General features: G+C 43.2%; 22 protein-coding genes. All 22 read left to right on the top strand.

Annotated elements, in window-relative coordinates:
• Positions 1 to 159: 159 nt before the first annotated feature.
• The 22 genes from GR929_RS05640 to GR929_RS05540 all read left to right on the top strand — a co-directional run bounded on the left by GR929_RS05640 (position 160) and on the right by GR929_RS05540 (position 22443).
• A complete protein-coding gene (locus tag GR929_RS05640; RefSeq protein ID WP_159517970.1) occupies positions 160 to 1131 on the top strand; it encodes a pectinesterase family protein in 972 nt (323 codons plus the stop codon).
• Between the two features lie 1150 nt (positions 1132 to 2281).
• Positions 2282 to 3556, top strand: a complete 1275-nt coding sequence (locus GR929_RS05635; RefSeq protein WP_159517969.1) for a cytochrome b N-terminal domain-containing protein — start codon at positions 2282 to 2284, stop codon at positions 3554 to 3556.
• Between the two features lie 57 nt (positions 3557 to 3613).
• Positions 3614 to 4078 (top strand): QcrA and Rieske domain-containing protein, encoded by a 465-nt coding sequence (locus GR929_RS05630; protein WP_159517968.1) that lies wholly within the window; start codon positions 3614 to 3616, stop codon positions 4076 to 4078.
• Between the two features lie 2 nt (positions 4079 to 4080).
• Positions 4081 to 6393 (top strand): tetratricopeptide repeat protein, encoded by a 2313-nt coding sequence (locus GR929_RS05625; protein ID WP_159517967.1) that lies wholly within the window; start codon positions 4081 to 4083, stop codon positions 6391 to 6393.
• A 26-nt stretch (positions 6394 to 6419) separates the two neighbouring features.
• A complete protein-coding gene (locus GR929_RS21975) occupies positions 6420 to 6551 on the top strand; it encodes a hypothetical protein (RefSeq protein WP_262886037.1) in 132 nt (43 codons plus the stop codon).
• Between the two features lie 468 nt (positions 6552 to 7019).
• Positions 7020 to 7856: an RteC domain-containing protein gene (locus GR929_RS05620; protein WP_159517966.1), complete on the top strand. Its 837-nt coding sequence runs from the start codon at positions 7020 to 7022 to the stop codon at positions 7854 to 7856.
• Between the two features lie 288 nt (positions 7857 to 8144).
• Entirely contained in the window at positions 8145 to 8396 is a 252-nt protein-coding gene (locus GR929_RS05615) for a hypothetical protein (RefSeq protein WP_159517965.1), read from the top strand.
• A gap of 120 nt (positions 8397 to 8516) precedes the next feature.
• Entirely contained in the window at positions 8517 to 8810 is a 294-nt protein-coding gene (locus GR929_RS05610; protein WP_159517964.1) for a helix-turn-helix domain-containing protein, read from the top strand.
• A complete protein-coding gene (locus GR929_RS05605) occupies positions 8786 to 9841 on the top strand; it encodes a hypothetical protein (RefSeq protein ID WP_159517963.1) in 1056 nt (351 codons plus the stop codon). Before GR929_RS05610 ends, GR929_RS05605 begins: the two co-directional genes overlap by 25 nt.
• A complete protein-coding gene (locus tag GR929_RS05600) occupies positions 9828 to 10490 on the top strand; it encodes an ATPase (RefSeq protein WP_159517962.1) in 663 nt (220 codons plus the stop codon). The genes GR929_RS05605 and GR929_RS05600 overlap by 14 nt, the downstream gene beginning before the upstream one ends.
• Positions 10491 to 11407: 917 nt before the next feature.
• Positions 11408 to 11770, top strand: a complete 363-nt coding sequence (locus GR929_RS05595) for a hypothetical protein (RefSeq protein WP_159517961.1) — start codon at positions 11408 to 11410, stop codon at positions 11768 to 11770.
• Between the two features lie 19 nt (positions 11771 to 11789).
• Positions 11790 to 12104, top strand: a complete 315-nt coding sequence (locus tag GR929_RS05590; protein ID WP_159517960.1) for a DUF4134 domain-containing protein — start codon at positions 11790 to 11792, stop codon at positions 12102 to 12104.
• Positions 12104 to 12415 carry a DUF4133 domain-containing protein gene (locus tag GR929_RS05585; RefSeq protein ID WP_159517959.1) on the top strand — a complete coding sequence of 104 codons (312 nt, stop codon included), beginning with the start codon at positions 12104 to 12106 and terminating at the stop codon, positions 12413 to 12415. The genes GR929_RS05590 and GR929_RS05585 overlap by 1 nt, the downstream gene beginning before the upstream one ends.
• Before the next feature lie 8 nt (positions 12416 to 12423).
• Entirely contained in the window at positions 12424 to 14850 is a 2427-nt protein-coding gene (locus GR929_RS05580; RefSeq protein WP_159517958.1) for a TraG family conjugative transposon ATPase, read from the top strand.
• A 19-nt stretch (positions 14851 to 14869) separates the two neighbouring features.
• Positions 14870 to 15526 carry a hypothetical protein gene (locus tag GR929_RS05575; protein WP_159517957.1) on the top strand — a complete coding sequence of 219 codons (657 nt, stop codon included), beginning with the start codon at positions 14870 to 14872 and terminating at the stop codon, positions 15524 to 15526.
• Positions 15527 to 15565: 39 nt separating this feature from the next.
• Positions 15566 to 16279, top strand: a complete 714-nt coding sequence (locus GR929_RS05570; protein ID WP_159517956.1) for a hypothetical protein — start codon at positions 15566 to 15568, stop codon at positions 16277 to 16279.
• Between the two features lie 107 nt (positions 16280 to 16386).
• The gene (locus GR929_RS05565) at positions 16387 to 17337 is read left to right on the top strand and encodes a hypothetical protein (RefSeq protein ID WP_159517955.1); all 951 of its coding nucleotides are present in this window, start codon (positions 16387 to 16389) and stop codon (positions 17335 to 17337) included.
• A gap of 64 nt (positions 17338 to 17401) precedes the next feature.
• Positions 17402 to 18028, top strand: coding sequence for a conjugative transposon protein TraK (gene traK / locus GR929_RS05560; RefSeq protein ID WP_159517954.1), 627 nt, complete (start codon positions 17402 to 17404; stop codon positions 18026 to 18028).
• Positions 18029 to 18046: 18 nt separating this feature from the next.
• Entirely contained in the window at positions 18047 to 18421 is a 375-nt protein-coding gene (locus tag GR929_RS05555) for a hypothetical protein (RefSeq protein ID WP_159517953.1), read from the top strand.
• On the top strand, positions 18396 to 19598 hold the full coding sequence (gene traM / locus GR929_RS05550) for a conjugative transposon protein TraM (protein ID WP_159517952.1): 1203 nt from the start codon (positions 18396 to 18398) through the stop codon (positions 19596 to 19598). Before GR929_RS05555 ends, traM begins: the two co-directional genes overlap by 26 nt.
• A 5-nt stretch (positions 19599 to 19603) precedes the next feature.
• A complete protein-coding gene (traN, locus tag GR929_RS05545; protein ID WP_159517951.1) occupies positions 19604 to 20419 on the top strand; it encodes a conjugative transposon protein TraN in 816 nt (271 codons plus the stop codon).
• Between the two features lie 68 nt (positions 20420 to 20487).
• Entirely contained in the window at positions 20488 to 22443 is a 1956-nt protein-coding gene (locus tag GR929_RS05540; protein ID WP_159517950.1) for a type IV secretory system conjugative DNA transfer family protein, read from the top strand.
• Positions 22444 to 22456 lie beyond the last annotated feature (13 nt).

The following is a 22456-nucleotide window of genomic DNA, read 5'->3' as shown; positions in this document are numbered from 1 at the left end:
GGGTTTGGAGACTGGGATGAAAAGTGCTGATATTCTTGACTCAATTGTGGTTGTGTCTCGCCAAAAAATTAATAGATGAAAAAAGATCAATAGAAATGTTCTTTCAATTAAGAGACACTGATCGAACCGTGAATATAATGTTGAAGTGAACGATATAAGATGAAACAATTATTAATGATACTGAGTTTTATTACCATAATTCAGGTATTTCACGTGCAAGCCTATGATTTTGTTGTGGGGAAGGGTGATAACGACGATTTTAAAACAGTTCAGGATGCGATTGATGCCGTTCCGGATTTTAGAAAAAATCGCACAACAATTTTTATACGGAGAGGTATTTACAAGGAAAAGCTTGTTTTGTCACCGAGTAAAAGACGAGTTTCTCTTATAGGCGAAGATGTTCAAAATACAATTCTCACTTACGATGATTATAACAAAAAAGAGAATCGCTTTGGCGAGACTCTTGGAACAACAGGCTCTTCTTCATTTTTTATTTTTGGCGAGGACTTTACCGCTGAAAATATAACATTTGAAAACTCTTCAGGGCCGGTTGGGCCGGCTGTTGCGGTTCGAATTGAAAGCGATAAGGTTGCATTTAAGAACTGTCGGTTCCTGGGATTTCAAGACACAATGTATCTTAAAGGGAGAGGAGGGCGGCAATATTATAGAAATTGTTATATCGAAGGTACTGTCGATTTCATCTTTGGAAATTCAACTGCTGTTTTTGACCAATGTACCATTTTCTGCAAAAACAAAGGTTATGTTTCAGCGCCCTCTACGGAACAAAATACTGAGTTCGGTTTCGTATTTCTGAATTGCAATATTACTGGTGATGCTGCCGAAAAATCATTTTATCTCGGGCGTCCATGGCGTCCGTATGGGAAATCTGTGTTTATTGGCTGTAAATTGGGTAATCACATCAAACTAGAAGGATGGAATAACTGGCGAGATCCCGCGAGGGAAAAAACAGCCTATTTTGCTGAATACAATAATACAGGCGAAGGGGCAAAGCCCAGCCAAAGGGTCAAATGGTCGCTCCAGCTCACCTCAGACCAAATCCAGAAATATACTGTTGATCATATTTTAGGAGAATGGGTCAACGAGCTTGCAATGTTTAGAAAAATAAACTGAAAATTTTAGAATGATGCTTACAGATATCCTTATAAAAAAAACTAAATCGGGTTTATTATGAAAAGATTTCATTTTTATTTCTGTAGCATTTACTTGTTGCCAAAATGATGAGTGGGAATATCCTTTTAACGGTTAAAATCGTGATGGCTGGAAATTATTAAATGGTAAAGCAAAATACGAGGTGTTTGATGGAGTAATTGTTGGGACGGTAGTTGATGAAATAAACAATTCGTTTTTAGTGATAAGCAAATATGGATATAACGACACAATTATATGGATTAGCTTATGAATGTCCTGCCGTTCATAGAAATTCACTTTGTCCGATGGCGGAGATTGATAAATTATCCTTTATTGAAAAGATAAACTGGGTTAACGAGCTTTCAGATACAAGGAAGTCTGAAATCTACTCTCAACATGAAAAGTGTTCAATCAGAAGAAAATGATATATCTGGTATATTAATTTTTACGAAGCTAATATTAAAATATGAATAGCGATCCCTGACCACGCATTCAAAAGGGGAATAATCTATAACGAGATATTAGGAACTATTGAACTGTATTTGATCAAAATTGTAAGGTTGGCATTTTTTTAGGAAAGAGCTTGTAAATGACGTGAAAGTGTGGCAAATTACCATCGGTAATTTTTTCAGGTGTCACTGGGTTGACAATCAATAAAAAACATAATACGATGAGAGTTATAATGAAAGAATTCAGGGCAATCGTATAAGTGAGTTCACATTTTAGGATTGAATGAAAATATCGAAAAAGGATTTCATATTAATGTAGGTCGTGGAAGTTCAGAATATAAAGTGTTGGATAAGTAGGACATGAAAAATAGTGTATGATTATTTCACTTAAGGTATATAATAACAGAGTATAATTGTTTTTTGTAAAAACTGATAGAAGTCTATGAGATGATAATCTAAATACAAATAGGTTTTTCTCTTTACTTGAGATTAGAGGAAAAATAAAATTATTGAAATAAAAGATAATAGTTGGTAGGAATATAGTTTTCATATATGATTGTATTTCTCGTTGTGAGTCAAAAGTTCAGTAGAATGGAATTAAATGATGAATACATTTATTATGATATATAGGTGAAGGGAATAAGTGCTTGGCAAAATGAAAGTAATCTCTCAAAAGTATAGTTATGAAGCATCCATCGATGGATAGAGCTATCTCAAAATTTTTTTTGCATTTGCATCCAAAAAAAATAGAGCCCAAAGCGATTTTATTTACCAGAACTTTTGGATTGGGGGGCATTGCGGCACTGCTCTTCGTTATTCTGTTTATCACTGGAATGTTGCTTCGTTTTGCTTATGTCCCCTCTGGTGTTGGTGCATACGACTCGATTGTTCGCCTGCAGGATGAATTAATATTCGGTCGGATGTTAAGGAATTTTCACTATTGGAGCGCGATGTTATTGGTTGTAGTTTCATTTCTTCATTTAGTCCGTGTTTTTTATTCACAAGCAATTTATTTTCAGCGGAGGAAGAACTGGCTTTATGGCTTGCTGTTGATGTTTTTAGTGGTAAGCTCCAATTTTACCGGTTACCTTTTACCCTGGGATCAACTTTCATTTTGGGCAGTTACCATTATGACCAACATGTTAAGCTACATCCCGTTTTTCGGAAATTCCTTGGCCAATTTGGTTCGGGGCAGCAAAGTTGTAGATGAACAAACCTTACTTCGTTTCTATAATTTTCATACAGGTGTATTACCGTTATTGATGGTCTTTTTTATGTCCATTCATTTTTGGCTGGTTCGAAAAGCAAGAGGTGTGACTATCCCGTCATCTGAAAAAGCAGAGAAAGTAGATACATCTCCACATTTGGTTTATAAGGAAGTGTTGGCAGCTCTTATCGTTGTATTGGTATTGTTACTTTTTTCTTTTTTTGTTAATGCACCTTTATTGGATAAAGCCAAGCCTTTGGTTAGTCCAAATCACAGCAAGGCACCTTGGTATTTTATGGGATTCCAGGAATTACTGATGCATATACACCCAGCCTTTGCCTCGTTTTTGCTCCCTTTGTTTGTTATTCTGTTTTTTATCATCATACCCTATGTACCCTATCATCAGATCAATGAGGGTGTTTGGTTCTATTCAGAAAAAGGAAAGAAAATCACGTTCATATCGGCAATCTTCACCACTGTATTTACCTTACTTTTAATCCTGATTGATGATCTTTTACTGGATATTGGCGGGTGGTTTTCAGGCCTACCTGTCATATTTACTGAAGGTGTGCTACCGGTTTTATGCTATTTTGTACCCATCGGTGGATTTATATTTTATGTGAGAAAGAAACTGAAAGCAGATCGGATGGAGCTGGTTATTTCCTCGGTCACGATAATACTTGTAGCTTATGTGGTAATGATGCTTGTGGGGAGTCTTCTGAGAGGAGAGGGAATGCAATTAATCTTCTAGTTCAGGATGTTCAAATTGAAATGGGCAAGTCTTCCGGTAACTGGTAATTTTAAGACTATGAAAAAAATCAACCGACGAAAATTTTTTAGAGGGTTAATTTACAGCCTGGTGTCCTTGGAATTTGGATACGTTTTTTTTCGCCTTCTAAAGCTAAATAAGCCTGCTTCTGCAGAAGCTATTTATTATGATGCCGGTGAGGTCTCTTTCTTTGAAAAAGGGCGGGTTTATCCCTTTGGATCCGCCAGGTTTTTTTTATATCGAATGGAAGACGGCGGTTTTATCGCCCTTTCATCCCGATGTACCCATTTAGGATGTATTGTTCAATTTAATGCCAGTAATGATCGATTTGAATGTCCCTGCCATGCCTCTGCTTTTGAGAAGAATGGACGGGTGATTACATCTCCGGCTACCCGAGCATTGGATTATTACCCGATTGCATTTAAAGATGACAAGGTGCTTGTTGATACCGGTAATCCGGTTAGGCGTAGCAAATTCGATCAGTCGCAAGTAATGTATGTATGATCATGGATATTAAGACACAAAAAAAACTCATCCGGATATTGGGAATAGCACTTGTTTTACTTTTCCCGGTTCTTCTGTTGGTGAAGCTAATTTTGTTTAAACCACAGGAGGAATATGCTTATTCAGAACCCGGGTTTGTGGGAATGCAAAGTTGCAAAGAGTGCCATCTGAATGAGTATAATGACTGGAAAGGTTCTCACCACGACCATGCCATGGATTATGCCAACGATTCAACGGTTTTGGGAGATTTTGCAGATCAGACACTGGGAGCCCAGGGACACACTTATAAGATGTACCGTAAGGATGGGAAGTTCTTTGTCTACAGTGATGGTGAAGATGGTGAAATGAAGGAGTTTGAGGTTAAATATGTCTTTGGTTACACCCCTTTGCAACAATATTTGGTGGAGTTTGACCGGGGGAGACTTCAAACCTTGCCGGTTACCTGGAACACCGTGGATCACAATTGGTATCACATAGCTGATTCCACCTATCAGGACGAGGTGATTGATCACGACAATTGGTTGCACTGGACCAACCAGGCTCAGAACTGGAATGGGATGTGTGCTGAATGTCATTCAACCAATGTTGTAAAAGGATATGATTCGGAAAAAGATTCGTACCATACCACCTGGTCTGAAATTGATGTTAGTTGCGAAGCTTGTCATGGCCCTGGCTCACAGCACATCGAATGGGCTGAGTTGCCAAAATATTCGCGCAGCGATTTTCAAAATTTCGGTCTGCAGGTCAAGACCAGCAATATTGACAACAAACAGTATGTTGATCTTTGTGTGAGGTGTCACTCACGAAAAAGTTCGCTAGGTGATATGGAGTATGCTTCAGGAAACTTTTATAATCATTCTAACCCGAATCTGCCGGATGAACCTGCCTGGTATGTTGACGGACAAATCAGGGATGAAGACTATGTATATGCCTCTTTCCTCCAAAGTAAGATGTACGAGCGGGGTATACAATGCAACGACTGTCATAATGTTCACAGCGGCGAGCGCCTGTTCGAGGGGAACAAGCTTTGCCTGCAATGCCATCAGAAAGAAATTTACGATACTTACAGCCACCATCACCACAAAAGCAAGGGGATGCCCGGTGAAGCCGTCGTGTCTGAGTCGGGAGTTGTTTTTGATGTTGGTTCAGGCACCGAATGTGTTAACTGCCACATGCACGGCCGCTATTATATGGGTGTTGACTATCGGAATGACCACAGTTTCCGGATTCCACGTCCGGACCTGTCAATTAAGAATGGTACACCCAATGCATGCAACCAGTGTCATGTTGAAAAATCCAATGGATGGTCAGACAAATACATCACCGAGTGGTATGGCAAAGAACGGCGTTTCCATTACGCTCAGACTTTTGCCGGGGCAAAGAATGGCGACCCGAAAGCCGCCGTTGAACTAAAAGAGATTCTGGAAAATGATCTTTATCCGCCTAATATCCGAAGCTTGGCGCTGCAGGATCTTGGTACCTACTTCCCGGATTCATTGGATGGGATAACAGACAATTATCTCAGTCATCTAGATCCGTCGTTCAGGCTTTCTGCGATACGCACGCTGCAACAACGAACCAAACAGAATATCGACCGATTGCTAGCTGCACTTACCGATGCTACCAAAGCCGTCCGGATTGAGGCGGTACAAAATCTGGCTCAGGTGGGTAGCGAGAATATTCCTCAGAAATATAAAGCTTATTATAACAGTGCATTGGATGAATACAAACAGGTGCTTTTTTATAATGCTGATTTCCCGACCGGTAAAATTAATTTAGCGAACTTCCACTATTACCAGAAGCAATTTCCTGAGGCAGAGAAATACTTTAAACTGGCTCTGGAACAGGATCAGGAGTTGTACTTTGTAAATCTGAATCTGGCCTATTTGTATAACCAAACTGGTCGGAATGAGAAAGCGGAAGAGTGTTTTGAAAACTACCTGGAAAGAGAGCCTGGTGACGCCCATGCTTTGTATTCGCTGGGCTTGTTACTTAGTGAAGAGGGGAGATATGATGAGTCGCTTGCAAGGTTGCTGGAAGCAAGCCAGATTAACCCGATGTATCCCCGCGTCAATCATAACATTGCGATGTTGTATGACTTTCTGAAAGAAAAGGGAAAAGCAGAAACCTACTTGAAGAAAGAGATTGAAGTTGCAGATAACCTGAATAGTCAGCTGGAATTACTTCAGTTTTATATGAGTAACAATTTAAGACAAAAGGCGAAAAATCTTGGTGAAGAAATATTAGAAGAGTATCCCGAATCAGTGGATGTCAAACAGTTGATGGAGGAGTTAAAGTTATTATTAGATTTTTAAAGAGATTAATAATTAGCTAAACATTAATGACTACTATAATAAAGTTAAATGAATTGGATTTTAAAGCTGCTAAGTACATCGATTATATCAGCAATAAGGAATTTCGTTTGGAAGATGGTACCCTTGCACGTAATCGTTCACAAGCAAACGGCTGCTGACCATACACACCCTAAATTCAGCCCTGACGGAACGAAAATACAGATCCAATCTGCTATGCTTTCCAAAGATAACAGGTCAATGAATATTTGCATTATACCGGTACCCGAAAAATGGTTAGATACCTATTAGCTCTTTAAACCGAAAGTAATACCCGTAACTTCAAATAAAAATAGACTAAATAGCGCAAAAATTTGGAATAATAATGTTGAGCTTCAATAAATTTATTTAGATGTAATATATAATATATAATATATAATAGCGGCAATTACTCCCTCATGTAAAAAGGATGTGTATGGAATATCACCAATATTCAAACTGAGTGAAAAGTAAAAACAGAGTAGCTATTATCCGCAGTCTATAATAATGTATTGTGAAAGAGAAAAATTAAACTGGTTATAAGAGTGGTTTGGGAAGAAAGCGGAAATAACAAAAACGACCAAATATTAACAAGTTTAATTTTAAATGCCATGAAAACGTACTGTGAAATCATCTTTGAGCTTGAAAGACAGTTGTCAAGGATGAAAGATGTATCGGACAGTGTGACCGAACAGATGGAATATGCAATTGGCCATTGCAAGATCGCACTGGAGAATTTGCGAGAATTGGTAATAGAGAAAGGATTTCCTGACCATCAGTCGGAAATTAAGTTTTTTAAGCAAATCAAACCAGCGGCTTACGGTAAATTGTTGTTTTACCGATTAGTCTTTAACATTGAGAGTAAACGAAAAAATGCAGATATTTCTGTTAGCAGAAGGTATCTGCAAAAGTGCCTATACAAAATAGATGAGTATATGGACGAGTACCATGTGAAAGTGCAATATTACCGTTGTGGTTTTAAACACCTGGACGAACAATATTTTCTGCGGGATAATTCAGAAATCCCGCTTGAATTGAAAAACAGTCGTCAATTATTGGATGAAAAATTCTTCACCTGGCATGACCACACTTTTTCGGTGATCATGGCCAATGAGATGCTGGCGGACTATATCCACGAAGAAATCGAAAAACTGGAATATCCGCGCATGACCCATATAAAAAGATCAAAACCAACCCATTATTGGAGCGGTAAAAAGATTGATTTGGCTGAAATGGCTTATGCCTTGCATTACGCCAGGCTGGTCGATAACGGGAAAACCTCAATCCGGGAGCTGGCCGACTTGATCGGCGGGCTTTTCGGGATAGAACTGGGCAAGGATATTTACCGTTTGCACACGGAAATCCAGCAACGGAAAATAGACCGTACTAAATTTCTAGAGTTTTTACAATCTGTGCTTCGGCAGCGATTGGATGACGATGATAAATGAAACTGAAAAGAAATGATTTTATATCTTTGTCAAAAATGAACAAATAAGAAAACACCTAAGCACAGGCTTTGGTGAATTGAAAATATAGAAAGCATTGGCTTTTATTTGAGAATCCTAAAACCGCCAGTTTTATTGATAATAGTCTCAGAAATAAAGGTTCGATGTCTGCGCTTTTGGCGTGGATCGAACTTAACTGAGACTAGGGTTCCTGGCGGTACCTTGGAAGCATTAAGTCTTGGTTCACGCCTCTTTTTTACCAGTAACTTCAACCTTCAAAGAATAACCGCTATGTCACTTAACACTCCCAAAATCCTTAAAAATGTTGACCTGATCAACGCCTTCTCCGGATGTCCAATGGGCAACCCCCTTGATAATTGTCCTTTTATCCCCTATTACAAGCTGAATGATGAACGGCAACAAATTATGCAAATCGAAACCGTCCCGCAGGAAGAACTGGACAGGATGCGCGCTTTTCACCGGGATTGCGTGGAGCGTTATCGCGAAAGAAGGCGAAAAAAGAAGATCAGTGTTTCTGAATAATCGGCAAAAAAAATGTTTAACTATAAAAAACACCTGACCTGACAAACCATATGGAACAGATTAATTCTGAAGGCCGCAATTTTGGATGAAATCAAAATGAACCATTCAAAAATAAAAGTTATGCCATCAGAAATTTTGACCACCGATGACCTTCGGGAATTTAAAACCGAATTATTTTCCGAACTAAAAAAACTCTTCAAAGAAAACCAAGGGCTTACCACTAAAAAGTGGCTCCGTTCGGGAGAAGTCCGAAAACTTCTGGGTATTTCACCCGGCACCCTCCAAAACATGCGGATCAACGGCACCCTCCCTTTTACCAAAATGGGTGGTGTTTTGTATTACGATTCCGGTGATATTCACAAAATACTGGAATCGGGTAAAAGCCAGTCGTGGATCGGATTTGGACCCCGGTAATGAACTATATCCGGCACCTGAACGGATTTTTTGAACGCTTGGCCAAAGATGGGCGCCTATCTTCCTATCACATCAGCCTGTATATGGCCCTTTTCCAGCATTGGAACGCCAACCGGTTCAGCGACCAGTTTACCATTTCCCGGGCGGAAGTGATGAAACTGGCCCGGATCGGCTCTGCCAATACTTATGCCCGTTGCATGAAAGAACTGACCGGTTGGGGTTATATCAGTTACCTCCCCTCTTCCAATTTGCACTCAGGTAGCAAAGTTGCCTGTATCCGATTTGATATTACAGGTGATACTGCCGATGATACCGGTATTAAAAATGATACCGGAACCGATACCGCAGGAAAGACTGCAACTGATACCGGTGCCGAAAATGATACCACTTCTGATACCGCAAGAATTACAGCAACTGATACCGGTACTTCCGGTAATCTTAAAACTGATACCGGAGCAGGTACAGCAGGCGATACCGGTATTCAATGTGATACCACAACTAATACAGGAGATGATAAAGCAAGCGGTACCGGTACTATAGCCGGTACTGAAAATGATATCGGAAGAAGTGCTGCAAACCGAAAAAATGAACCTGGCGGTATTAAACCTGATACCGGAACTGATACAGCAAGTGATACACTTCTTATAAACATTACAAACAAGAATAAACAGGAAGAAGAATCTTCAAAAAGAAATTCAGAAGAAAAAGTTTCAGAAGATAAAAAAGAAGGAGAAGAGGAAATCCGAAAAAGAGATGGTGAACTCAAAATCCAAATTCCGGGTATCGAAACCATCAGAAACTTTTTTGAACAGAACCAGTCTTCGGGTGATGATGCGCAGAAATTTTATACCCATTACCAGTCATCGGGCTGGAAAACCGGGGATATGAAAACCATTGTTTCCTGGCAAGCCCTTGCCCGGAAATGGATCATAAACAATAAAAACAACAAAACAGATGAACAAATATTCAATCAAGTCCGCACCGGCAACCTCAATGTCGCGGTCAACAAAAATTACGATGAACCCCTATGATCAAATTGCCGAGTTTAGGGGCGGCGTGTTCAACTTCAATTTCCAAAGAAGTGTGATCTGGTTGGAGGAAAAAGGGAAAATGCTGTTCGGGGCGCATTTTGCCATTGACCCCGGCGACCTGGAGCTGATCTACAAATTGCTGGTGTACGCTATCGGCGACAGGGAAAACGCCGAGAAGCATGGCATCAGCCTTCGCAAGGGGATCCTCCTGTCCGGTCCAATCGGATGCGGAAAAAGTGCCCTTTCCCGGCTGATAAGCCATTTCTGCCCCCGGGAGACCCAATACCTGGTCAAACCAACCCGGGAAATCAGCTTTGAATTTGAGAAAGACGGTTATTCTGTGATTAACCTGTACAGCAAGGGATCATATTTCAAAATCGGTGGAATACCCATTCCTAAAGTCTGGTGTTTTGACGACCTGGGGCTGGAACAAACACCCAGACATTTCGGGAACGAGTGCAATGTGATGGCCGAAATCCTGCTGGCTCGCTACGACCTGTTTACCACAAAACACATGCTGACCCACATCACCACCAACCTTTCCGCATCGGAACTGGAAGCCATTTACGGCAACCGCATCCGTTCGCGGATGCGTGAGATGTTCAACCTGGTGGCTTTTGACAGGGAGGCAAAAGACAAAAGAAAGTGAAGGGTTGTTTTTATATGAATACCTGTGGCCTGTTCGCTCCGTTTGTGCCGCACTTTGCTCACAAGCCTCGGATTAACGGGAAAGATACCCGTAATGGATTGTATGACCGGAACCAGGCTAATGCCTGACTAACCGGCATTTTACCTTTACGGGCAACTTTCTTGTTTATTCGCTTGGGTTAAAAGATTATCTGGTGATTCTCCCCCGTTCTCCGGCACATTCGCTTCACCTGGCTAAACCGCTCCCTAAGCCCGTTCGCCGCTTGCTCACAGGAATCGGTCGCTCAGCTTAGCCTGTTCAGCTAATAAGCCGGTTTGAACCCCGCGGAAAGAGTAGCCCCGCTTGTTCCGCTTCGCTCCATTACCTGGGCTACACTTGCCTGTTACCCGCCCGCTTTCCATATTTTTTTGCAGGTCAAATATTTCCGTCAAAACCCAAAGAAAAGCCAAGTTAGCCGTTCTCCCCACTTCCCTCACGCCGGGAAAAATGCAAGGCCAAAGCATGTGTCCCGCTCTTTTGCTTATATTCAGAATTATTCTTATCGGCTTTTCATTCTGATCTCGCGGTCCAGCCCTGCATTTTCGCCCCGACCGGCTCACCCATTGGCTTTCTTTCTTTTTTTGACTGTTTTTTCTTTCTTTTCCGATAATTTTTAATCAATCAAAACAAATCAAACAAGTCTATTTTAAAAGGGGAAATCGCCTTAAAAAGATCTCCTACCATTCAAATCCAATCAAAAGCCATTAAAATTCGTTTTGTCCCTTGGATTTTGATTAACAATAAAAAACACCTGACCTGACAAATCCTATACAAAAGCTGATTTTTCAGTTTCCAAACTTTGTCCCGGTGATTGGATAAAGCGCCTCGGCCCTTTCTCATCAATCATATACAACAAGGATATAAAAAATGAATAAATAATGTTTGGAATCGATCAAATCAGTTGGGGGCAGTTCTCCCGGTTTTTAGTTGTTAGCCTGCTACTATGGTACTTTTTTGTAAGTACTCGCGCCTGGCTGAAAGAAAAAGGCCGGAACCGGAAGCTGCTTTTCGAAGAGGATTTTTCAATGCATGGTTTAGCAGAACCGGCTACCCCGGTTTCTGTCAGTTCCTCGGACTTTCCCGCAGAGCTGATCCCACTTCGTCTTTCGGAAGACATTCGTCTACCGGTTTCCCTGTATGAAGAAACAGGGATTGATGACGGATATTCCATCGAATGCTTCTCTCAGCCCGATCATCCCGAAATGCCAAAAATCCTGGAACAAGTCCAGTATCAACAATAACCCATTAAATTTTTAAAAGATGAAAAAACACATTCAACGGTTTTTCTTAAAAGTATCAGCTTTTGCTGCTATCCTTTTTCTTGGCATGTCACGGGCTGTGGCCCAATCCGCTGCCGGTATTGACCAGGCCACAGCCGAGGTCAGTTCGTATGTCGATCCGGTTTCCAACCTGATCATTGCCATTGGCGCAGTGGTTGGATTGATCGGCGGGGTACGTGTATATATTAAATGGCAAAGCGGAGACCAGGATACCCAGAAAGCCATCATGGGCTGGTTTGGCGCCTGTTTGTTTTTGATCCTGGTTGGCGTAGTTATTAAAGCCTTTTTCGCCTGATGGAAAATGCCAGCTACGCAGTTAAAAAGGTAGATACCCGGCTGTATATCAAAGGGCTTTCAGGCCCTTTGGTTTATCAGGCGTTGTACGGGATTATTGCCGCTTTTTTTGGTTTCTCTAGCGTGTATATCTTGCTTGGGACTTTTCCAGCCGTGCTGCTAATCATCCCCGCCTTTTTTGCTTACCTGTACCGGCTTAACCGGATTCAGAAATCCTACGGTCCGGAAGGCTGGGGCAAAAAACAGACTGCCCAGAAACTGCCGCAGTTTATCAGCTGCAAACGACGGGTTCAACAACCATTTTCCAAATAGTAATTACAATGAAAATCAAAAACCTTGAATCAGTTCTGCCGATACTGGGCTTTAACGGTGATGTCCAGATTTCCAATAACCTGGACCTGACAATCGGTTTCCGGCTGCAACTGCCGGAAGTATTGTCGTGCAGCGCTGACCGCTTGTATATGCTCCACGATACTTTCCAGCGGATGATTAATTTGCTTCCTGCCGGAAGTTTTATCCACAAACAGGATTTTTTCCTTGTTAACGAATTCCATCCGGGTAAGTCCGGTTCAGAAACGAACCATTCAAAAGCGGGCCTGAACAAATCTTACCTGGATCACTTTGAAGGGAGGCATTACCTGAAACACGAGTGTTGTTTTTACATCAGCCTGCTCAACAAAGGCCTTCTGAAAAGTTACCTTGAATCCGCCCTGATCCTGTCACGCAAAGAGCGGGACCTGGAAAAGCTCCGGTTCGATAAGATCAACGAACTAAAAGGAAATATAACCGCAGTTTTTCAGCAAAACGGGATTGGTTGCAAGCTGATCAACAAAGAGCAGGCCATTGGCAATGAACATACATTGGGCTTGATCGAACGCTTTTTAAGCCTGAACTTTACCGATAACCAGCCTGTATTGGGCGGGATCGATTTTCGTGACAGGCTGAAAGTAATGGACCAGTTTGTGGAGATCCTTTCCCTGAGCGATTATTCGCACATCCCCGCAGAGCTTCGTCCGGTATCGGAACATCCGCAAACCGGGCTACCGGTTTCGCTCGCATACCCGGTATGTTATCACCTGCCATTTTCACATGTCACCAACCAGTTCATCTATATCCCCGACCAGCAGGAGATCAAAGCTTCGCTGGAAGGAAGCTACAAAAAGATTTACAGCCTTTCGAAGTTTTCATCTGAAAACAAAGTCAATGCAGGGCTAATAGAATCGTTCCTGGACCAGGTGCAGACATCAGGAGAAAAGATCGTGAAAACCCATTTCAATGTGATGCTCTTTGATTCGTCCCTAAAAGATTTAAAGCTGCATAAAAGCGAAGCGGCCTCGGCCTTTTCGCTGATGAACTGTTTCCCCTACCAGCATACCCACGATTTGCCGATGCTATTTTTCTCCTGTGTGCCGTTCTCAACACAACTGCCGGAAACCGAACTTTTCATTACCCAGGTGCCGCAGGCCTGTTGTTTGATAAACTTCGAAGGGGAGCTTATAAACAGTGAATCGGATTTTGTAATCCGGCTTTCAGACCGGCTGGAAGGATGCCCGGTAAGGATCGATATTTCGGACGAGCCCATGCAGAAACACCTGATCCATAACCGCAACAAGATCATCATCGGCGGCTCGGGTTCAGGTAAATCATTTTTCACCAACCATTTGCTTCGACAATATGCCGAAAGCGAAAACTGCCACATCGTTTTGCTCGATGTGGGCCGGAGCTATGAGCTGCTGACCCTTTATCTGAAGGAACGATTGAAAGCTCAGGGCGGGGCGATGATGGTGGAGTTTACCACCGATAACCCGATTTCATTCAATCCTTTTATCCTGGAAGGGGAACTGGATATTGAGCGTAAACAAACCATCCTGTCGGTTCTCTACACCATTTACAAGGAAAACCTTTCGGAGATGGAAAAGGACGTGGTCGCCCATTCGGTGACCGCCTTTTTTGATTCTGAAGAAATCACAGAACGGTCATTTAACGGGTACTACGAGTTTTGCAGGGGCTTTATTCCTGACTTAATCAAAGAACAATCCATCCAGTTTAATGCCAACGAGTTTTTCTTTATCCTCTCGAAATATTACCGGGGTGGCGAATACGATTATTTGCTGAACCGCCGGATGGATACCGATGAGTTTTTCCGCTGCCCGTTTATAGTTTTCGAGCTCGATAATATAAAGGACCATGCGGTGATCTTCCCGGTGGCCACCCTGATTATCATCGATATTTTCATGCAGAAAATGCGAAGGCTGAAGGGTGTTCGAAAGGTGATCTGTATTGAAGAAGCATGGAAGGCTATTGCCACGCCGCAGATGGCCAGTTACATCAAATATTTTTACAAGACCATCCGCAAGTTTTTTGGTGAGGCAATGGTGGTGACCCAGGAAGTGGACGACGTGATTTCCTCGCCGGTGATCCGCGATGCGATCATCAACAATGCCGATACCCGGATTCTGCTTGACATGAGCAAATTCCGCAACAAGTTCGATTCGATCAGTGAAACTCTTGGTCTGTCGGAATTCCAGAAAGAACAAATCCTCTCGATCAACAAAAACCTGCCCTCAGACCGGAACTTGAAAGAAGTTTTTATCGGGTTGGGCAGTTACTCGCAGGTTTACGCACTGGAAGTCAGTAAACCCGAGTATTATTGCTATACATCCGAACAAAGTGAAAAGCAGCGGTTACTCCAGAAACTGGAGGGGAACCGCGATCAGAACTTCCTTCAAATCCTCAAATCCATGTAAAACAAAAACAGCGACAACAATGAAAACTAAAACAATCCTTTTGATTATCGGGCTTTTTTCATTCACAAGCCTGACTGGCATTCAAACCGCCAATGGCCAAACCCCGGTAACTGATGTCGGGGCAGGTATCCAACGAGAAGCCCTCTGGGAACAGGAAAAGGGCATCCTGTCGGAGATCAACTGGTACAACGTACTGATCAAGGTATTGAACGGCGACATCAAAGGCCTGACTGCCGAACTGGTGGGCATTGACCAAAAAAAGCTCGAAAGCCTGCAAAAAGTTTCATACCTGATCAAAGATTATAAGCGCATCAAGCAAACCAAAGAGATGCTGCAAAAGATCATCCAGGTTTATACAGAAAAACTACCAAAGCTGGTACAGGACCAAAATTTTACAACCCAGCAGGCGGCGGTCATTGTCCAGTCTTTTGACCTGATCCTGGATGACAGTAGCCAGTTGACCACCACCATTTTGAATACCATCATTAAGGATGACCTGTTTATGATGGACGATAAACAACGCTACGACACGATCAACAGCATTTACGAGGATGTCCGCCGCCATTACGGGACGATCTGTTACCTGTACAACAAACTGCTTTACGCTTCTTACCAGAAAAGTTTCGATTCAGGTAGCCTGGAAAGTTTTGCCTATTACTATACGCTTTACAATTGACAACTGGTTATTGATGATTTTCCATTTAATACAAAAATTATGAGTCGAATCTTATGTATTCTGCTAATCACCTTGTCGCTTTGCTTTTCAGTGAATAATCTGAAAGCACAGGTGTTTGATATCAAATCCTGGCACGGGGACTATCCGGAGATGAATGACAGTTATCCTTTGTCATTCATCGCCTTTAAAGGCTGGCTGATCCCGGTACCGCATGTGTTTATCCGCACCTGGCCAACCCATTATTACATTGAAGTGGGTGCTTTGCCGGTTTCCGATGGGCAGACCTATTCCGACCTGTTGCGTATCAACCTGATGAAGATCATCGAACGGCTGATTGAGAAAGGCCAGATGAAAGACCGCCACGAGGAAACCACCGGGATCAGGGACAACACAAAAACGCAGTACGAGATTGAAAAGAAAATCTTTGATGCCGAGAGCGACCAGTTGCCGGATATTTACAGCATCGCCTCCGGTTTTGCCAGGCTGTATATCAGTATTAACCGGTTGGACAAACTTGATAACTGCAGTTGGCTTAAACAGACCTGCCAAAAGGAAGCCGATGAGCTGCTCACACGCTTTATCACGGTCAACCTGTTCCAGACCGACCACGGCAAAAAGCTGGAGGCTTTCTCCGAAATAAAAGTCGAACTGAACCGACAAATCGGCGATGTGGACTACACCTACCGGAAAGTGCACCATTACCAGTTCTATGCCAATAACGTCAGCCAATCCTACAGTTTCCTGGCTGAATAAAGAAAATTTACGGTTTAACTATTTACGATTTACAATTAACCAATCCCTCTGTGTCCCTCTCCGGCAACTTGCCGGAAGGTTAGGAGGGGTTTTAAATCTTATCCAATATGCTTTTACAGGTTATAACCACGAAAAACTTTTTCGATTTTACCGATGTGCTGATCCAGGGAGGGATGGACAATGCCCGGCTGCTGGTGAACATGGCCCGCGCCATTGGCGGCATCGCTGCCTTTTTGTATATCTCCAAACGGATCTATGAGCAACTGATTGCCGATAACCCAATCTCCCTGCTGCCCCTATTACGTCCTTTTGCCCTAGTGCTGGTGATCAGTTTCTGGGGGCCTTTTGTCCATTTGTTGATGGTTCCGACCAAAGGCCTCACCAAGCTGTCCGAAGCGGTCTATGCAGATAAAAAGCACATTGTTGCCCAACGGCTGGAAGAAAAGCAGGATGCCATTTTCTACGCTGACCTTCCTGCCTTCCAGGAAAATGAGGAAAAGGAAGCCACCCTTTGGGACAAGGGAATCAACATGCTGTTAACTTCTTATAATATTATTTCGGGTAGGGCATTGCAGCACCAGATCAATTTTTACTTCATGGACGGGGTCCGCCAGCTGATGGAATCCCTTTTTGAGGCCATCGTTTACCTGATTGCTTTTCTACGGACAGTCTTTTGTGTCCTCTTGGTCATTTTCGGGCCGCTGGTCTTTGCCGTCTCCATCTTTGACGGGTTCCAGGATAACTACCTGGGCTGGATAGCCCGCTTTATCAATGTGAACCTGTACCTGCCCATCGCCCTTGTCATCCTATCGCTGGTGCAGGAAATACTGATCTATGTGCTTGAAGCCGAAATTGCCAGTATCAAAAGTTCCCTGGTCTACATGCCATCGATGTATTATGTTTCCAACCTGGTGGTCCCGCTGTGTGGGATTGTCGGGCTGATCATGATCCCCAAAATAGCTTCGTGGATCATCAGTGCTTCGGGAACCAACACCGGTGGAGGAAGGCTGGTACGCACTGCTGCATTAATGGCCATTACCAAAGGAGCCATGAAATAGCAGGCAAATATCCAATATCCAAAGAATTGAGAATCATTCATCAATAATCAATCACAAATAATAAATGAAAAAGGTATTTGACATCCAGCGAAAATTCCGCTTTACTGTTTACGTCCTTCTGGCGGTGAGTCTGGTCCTGATTGGCTTCAGTTCGTTTGTCTTCATTCGTTCCCTGCAGCTGGTGGAACGCTCACGCCAGAAAATCTATGTGCTGGACAACGGCAAATCGCTGCTTTTGGCACTAAGGGCCGACATCTCCGAGAACCGCCCGGCTGAGGCCCGGGATCATATCAAACGGTTTCATGAGCTGTTTTTCACCATGGAACCGGATAAGCAGTACATTGAAAACAACACCCGCGAGGCCCTCTTTTTGGCGGATGGTTCTGCCATGAAGCAGTATCGCTCCTATAAGGAAAACAATGTCTATAACCAGGTGATCGCCTCGGATATCAGTATGACCCTGGAGACCGATTCAGTCCACGTTGATTTTTCGGCCTACCCCTACCAGTTCCGGTATTTCGGGAAGCAGCGCATTGTCCGTAAATCCAACATCACCATCCGTAGGCTGGAAACCACCGGTCAGCTCAGAAACATCTCACGGACGGACAATAACCCGCATGGTTTCCTTATTGAAAACTGGCTGATCACGGACAACAAAGACCTGGAAACACAAAAACGCAAATCTTTTTAACCCTGAAATTTTTCAACTATGAATACTTCAGAAACAGTAAACAAAAAGCAAAAACAGGTTACACCTGAGTTTAAGGATGTAAGCCGCTTCACCCGGTTTATCAGCAGGATGGACGATAAGGACAAGCTGCTTGAACCGAAAAAGCGGAAGCAAAAATGGATTATCGTGCTATCATTTCTATTTCTGTTTTACCTGGCGTCTTTTTTACTCCCTGCGCCGGAACTTTCGCACGCGAAGCTTGACCCCCAAGGCCCTGCTTTACAGGCAGACACAACTCTGCCCGGAACATCAACTTCTGAAAAGCAAAAGTCCCTGACTTTTGAAATGCCCGTTGATTCGTTTGAAAACCTTTTAAAAAAGCGCATCCATGAAAGCGATCCTGAAACGAAATAAGCCACTGCTTTTTCTGCCTTTGGTGCTGATCCCCTTTATTGTGCTGCTCTTTTATATCCTGGGTGGCGGGAAAAATCCAACAGGGAAAAGCCAAAACCGGGAAAGCCAGGATACTATAAGGGGCGCTAATTTCAACCTGCCGGAGGCAGACCGAAGCATCGAGATCATTGACAAAACAGATGCAGCTGTTTCGCAGGATGAGATCACCCTAAGCCATGATTACAACATCCTGGGTGAAGGGGAAGAAAGTAAAAGTGATACCGCTGAGCTTGGCCCTACGCTGGCTGAAACGTCTGAAGAGGAAATGGCAAACAGTGAACCTTCCGGTATTTCCCCTGAAAGTAATACCACCGATCCGATCCAGTTATTAAAGCACATTCAGCAGCGGCAAAAGCAAATCCGCGGTGAGCTGGAAACAGGGAAAGCTGTCAAATCTGAGCCTCATTCAAAAGCATTAAATGCCGAACAAAATAGAAAAACGGAGCAAGTCTTAAAAGCAACTTCAAGGGAGAAACAGCCAGAGCCGAATATTCCGGTAACGGGCATTGAAGAGCTTGACCGTGTATTCCGGCAAAATGCAAGCCTTTCAAAACAGAATGATTCGTTAAGCAATCAGCTCATCCAAGCCCAATCCATCCTGCAAAAACAGGAGGAGGAAAGAAATAAGAAAGCTGTTCTTGAAAAAGCAGGACAATCAGTGTTTAAACCCAAAGAGCAAACAGCTTCTATCCTAAAAGCTGAAGTGTATGAAACGGCCACGGTATTAACTGGCAACCGGGTTAAACTTCGCCTGCTGGAAGACGGCTGGCTGGGCAGTGAAAAAATCCCGAAGGGAACCTTTCTATACGGCACCTGCGAGGTGGCCAATGAACGCCTGAAAATCAGTATCCGGCAGGTCCAGGTGGTCGACAACTTTATCCCGGTGGAGATCACCGTTTATGACCTGGACGGGCTGGTGGGCTTGTATGTTCCCGATAATGCTGCCCGAAAAGTAGCAAAAGAAGTGGGCAGTTCAACCAATACCTCCTCCATGTTTGCCGTGACAGGTAATCCCTTAACCTATGCCGGTATCCAGGCGGCAGACCGAACCGCCCAGTCGTTGCTCCGGCTGGTCCGCATCAAAAAAGTCACGGTCAAAAAAAATACCCTGGTCTATTTAGTTAACAAACCCAAATAAACACCATGAAAGCATTTTTAGTTATCCTTTTTTGTGCGCAGGTCGGGCTGTCCGTAAAGGCTCAAACCGCATCTGATACTCTGAAAGTTTCTGATACCAAAACCTCTCACCTGGTTTGCCCGGACAAAGTCGATTATGTCCAGGCAGGTGATTATTCGCTGGTACAGGCTGAAGTAGTGCCTGAACTCTCAAACATGGTACGCATTAAGGCTACCGGGCCTTTTGAAAAACCGACATCGCTTACCGTGGTCTGTGCCGATCACATCTATTCTTTCGAACTTCGTTACGGCAACGATGTGCCGATCACCTACCCTGTGGAAATTTTCCAGTCAAAGGATGCCCTGACATTTTCTGGAAAACTGATGCCTGATTACCTGCTGAAAGACCATTGCGACCGGATACTGGATAAACATCATTGCCGCAAATGCTACCATAAACGAAAAACAGAAAAAGACGGGATCAAAATCCGGCTCAATTCCATTCATTTAAAAGATGATGCCCTGTTTTTTGAACTCGAAATGAAAAACAAAACCCAATTGACTTACGATGTGGAAAGCATCCATTTCTGGATAACGGATAAACGGGTTGTTAAAGCCACCAATGTGCAGGAATACCAGGTTCTGCCGGATTTTCAAAGAAACAAGGTAAGCCGGATTCCGGGAGAAACATGCGTTCGCGAAGTGTTTGTCTTTGAAAAAATGACCATTCCCGACGGGCGAATCCTGAGAATTGAACTGAATGAAAAAGCCCTGGGCAATACCGGACGAAAGCTCAGCTTTGAACTGAAAAACAGAGACATCCTCCAAGCCCGAAAACTTTGATCTATTGCAAGGCTTTCTGGATGCCTCCATTCTAATATTTATCATTCTAACCCTCTAATCTTCCAGATATGGTTAACGAGCCAAGAGAACTGGTCAAACTGCACGAAGGATTTCGCTTTTTCAGCTACCTGTTGCTGATTGTTTCGATGTACATTAGCTGTCTGCCGTTTTTTACCTATTATGGAATATGGATGGCAGAGCTTGCCCCTTTGCTGGGAAAGATCAAGGGCTTGTGGTTTATTTCTGATGTGTATAAATCCAAGGCCGTTTGTCTTGTTTTCCTGGCTATTACCTGTATCGGAACCAAAGCCCACAAGGATCGGGAGCTGACCGTATCGGTGATAATCCGCCAGGTTGTGGCCGGGTTAGTTTTGTATTGGGGAAGCCTGGTGGTTTTTGAGCCTTATCCTCTTGCATACATGATTTTGACTTTTACCGGCTTTATTCTTTTAAATCTTGGTTTTGACAATATCTCCAAACTGATCAATGTCAATTTGATGAAAGACCGGTTTAATGTGGAGAATGAAAGCTTTCCGCAGGAAGAAGTTTTGAAAGAGAACGAGTATTCGGTGAACCTTCTGACTCTCTACCAGCACAAAGGCTTCGAACATGAAGGCTGGATCAATATTGTCAATCCTTTTCGGGCGGCAATGGTCATTGGAACTCCCGGATCAGGAAAATCCTTTTCGGTGGTACTGCCCTTTATCCGGCAACATTTGAAAAAGGGCTTTTCGATGTGTGTCTATGATTTTAAGTACCCGGATTTATCACTGGTTACCTACAACCATTTTCTGAAAGCAAGGAAAGGCGGCAAACTGCCTGAATCGGCAAAATTCTACGTGATCAACTTTGAGAATATCCAAAAATCCTTTCGGTGTAACCCGCTGACTCCGGAGTGGATGGAAAGCCCCATTGATGCTTTTGAATCCTCACGCACGATCCTGTATAACCTGAACAGGGAATGGATACGAAAACAGGGGGAGTTCTTTTCTGAAAGTGCCGTTTCCTTTTTTGCTGCCGTGATCTGGTTTTTAAAAAAGTATAAAGATGGACAGTTTTGCACTTTGCCCCATGCCATTGAATTGCTTCAGATGGACTATGATGAACTCTTTGCCATTTTGGAGCAGGAAAAGGATGTAGCCAACATTATTAACCCGTTTATCAATGCCCACAAGCGCGGGGCCAGCGAACAGTTGGAAGGACAGCTTGGGAGTTTAAAGATTGCTATTTCAAAAATCATCAGCCCCGAGATTTACTGGATATGCAGCGGTGATGACTTTTCCCTGGATATCAATAATCTGGATTCACCCAAAGTGGTATGCCTGGCCAATAATCCACTCAGGGTGGAAATGTACGGGGCAGTTTTGTCGCTTTTTATCACCCGGATGCTGAAGGTGATCAATAAAAAGGGACAGCAAGCTTCATCGCTTATTTTTGACGAGCTTCCAACCATTTATTTCCGGGGACTGGATACCCTAATTGCTACGGCACGGAGCAATCGTATATCAACATTGCTGGGAGTTCAGACCATTGATCAGCTGATCCGGGATTACGGGAAAGAACAGGCCAATGCCATTACCAGCAACATTGGCAATGTTCTGTGTGGACAGGCTGCGGGAGAAACGGCCAAATTTATCCAAAACAGGATGGGCAAAATCCTGCAGGAACGCCAATCCCTGAATATTAACCGCAATACCCAGTCATCGACGTTTTCTACCCAGCTGGATTACTTGGTCCCGGAAGGAAAGATTGCCACCCTGCCACAGGGCTGGATGGTTGGGCAGGTAGCTGATAACTTCGGTGAAAACGTCAGCCAGAAAAACTTTAATTGCCTGGTCCGGGCAGATGTAAAAGCCCTCCAGCGGGAAGAAGACCGGTATGTCCCGATCCCGGATTTTTACCAATTCGATAATATCCCTGAAGTGCTTGAACGAAACCGGACCAGGATTCAAAATGATATCCGGAAAATTCAGATGTCAAACCCCAATCAAAAAGAAAAAGAGGACAAAACAGACAAAGCTTAAATTGAAAGACAAA

It is taken from the genome of Sunxiuqinia indica (assembly GCF_009847015.1).
In the GTDB taxonomy this organism is placed as follows: domain Bacteria; phylum Bacteroidota; class Bacteroidia; order Bacteroidales; family Prolixibacteraceae; genus Sunxiuqinia; species Sunxiuqinia indica.
This window is presented reverse-complemented; position numbering and strand designations above follow the sequence as displayed.

Coding starts and splice junctions, on each gene's coding strand:
- GR929_RS05640 (WP_159517970.1), top strand. CDS start 160: ATGAAACAATTATTAATGATACTGAGTTTTATTACCATAATTCAGGTA.
- GR929_RS05635 (WP_159517969.1), top strand. CDS start 2,282: ATGAAGCATCCATCGATGGATAGAGCTATCTCAAAATTTTTTTTGCAT.
- GR929_RS05630 (WP_159517968.1), top strand. CDS start 3,614: ATGAAAAAAATCAACCGACGAAAATTTTTTAGAGGGTTAATTTACAGC.
- GR929_RS05625 (WP_159517967.1), top strand. CDS start 4,081: ATGGATATTAAGACACAAAAAAAACTCATCCGGATATTGGGAATAGCA.
- GR929_RS21975 (WP_262886037.1), top strand. CDS start 6,420: ATGACTACTATAATAAAGTTAAATGAATTGGATTTTAAAGCTGCTAAG.
- GR929_RS05620 (WP_159517966.1), top strand. CDS start 7,020: ATGAAAACGTACTGTGAAATCATCTTTGAGCTTGAAAGACAGTTGTCA.
- GR929_RS05615 (WP_159517965.1), top strand. CDS start 8,145: ATGTCACTTAACACTCCCAAAATCCTTAAAAATGTTGACCTGATCAAC.
- GR929_RS05610 (WP_159517964.1), top strand. CDS start 8,517: ATGCCATCAGAAATTTTGACCACCGATGACCTTCGGGAATTTAAAACC.
- GR929_RS05600 (WP_159517962.1), top strand. CDS start 9,828: ATGAACCCCTATGATCAAATTGCCGAGTTTAGGGGCGGCGTGTTCAAC.
- GR929_RS05595 (WP_159517961.1), top strand. CDS start 11,408: ATGTTTGGAATCGATCAAATCAGTTGGGGGCAGTTCTCCCGGTTTTTA.
- GR929_RS05590 (WP_159517960.1), top strand. CDS start 11,790: ATGAAAAAACACATTCAACGGTTTTTCTTAAAAGTATCAGCTTTTGCT.
- GR929_RS05585 (WP_159517959.1), top strand. CDS start 12,104: ATGGAAAATGCCAGCTACGCAGTTAAAAAGGTAGATACCCGGCTGTAT.
- GR929_RS05580 (WP_159517958.1), top strand. CDS start 12,424: ATGAAAATCAAAAACCTTGAATCAGTTCTGCCGATACTGGGCTTTAAC.
- GR929_RS05575 (WP_159517957.1), top strand. CDS start 14,870: ATGAAAACTAAAACAATCCTTTTGATTATCGGGCTTTTTTCATTCACA.
- GR929_RS05570 (WP_159517956.1), top strand. CDS start 15,566: ATGAGTCGAATCTTATGTATTCTGCTAATCACCTTGTCGCTTTGCTTT.
- GR929_RS05565 (WP_159517955.1), top strand. CDS start 16,387: ATGCTTTTACAGGTTATAACCACGAAAAACTTTTTCGATTTTACCGAT.
- traK (WP_159517954.1), top strand. CDS start 17,402: ATGAAAAAGGTATTTGACATCCAGCGAAAATTCCGCTTTACTGTTTAC.
- GR929_RS05555 (WP_159517953.1), top strand. CDS start 18,047: ATGAATACTTCAGAAACAGTAAACAAAAAGCAAAAACAGGTTACACCT.
- traM (WP_159517952.1), top strand. CDS start 18,396: ATGAAAGCGATCCTGAAACGAAATAAGCCACTGCTTTTTCTGCCTTTG.
- traN (WP_159517951.1), top strand. CDS start 19,604: ATGAAAGCATTTTTAGTTATCCTTTTTTGTGCGCAGGTCGGGCTGTCC.
- GR929_RS05540 (WP_159517950.1), top strand. CDS start 20,488: ATGGTTAACGAGCCAAGAGAACTGGTCAAACTGCACGAAGGATTTCGC.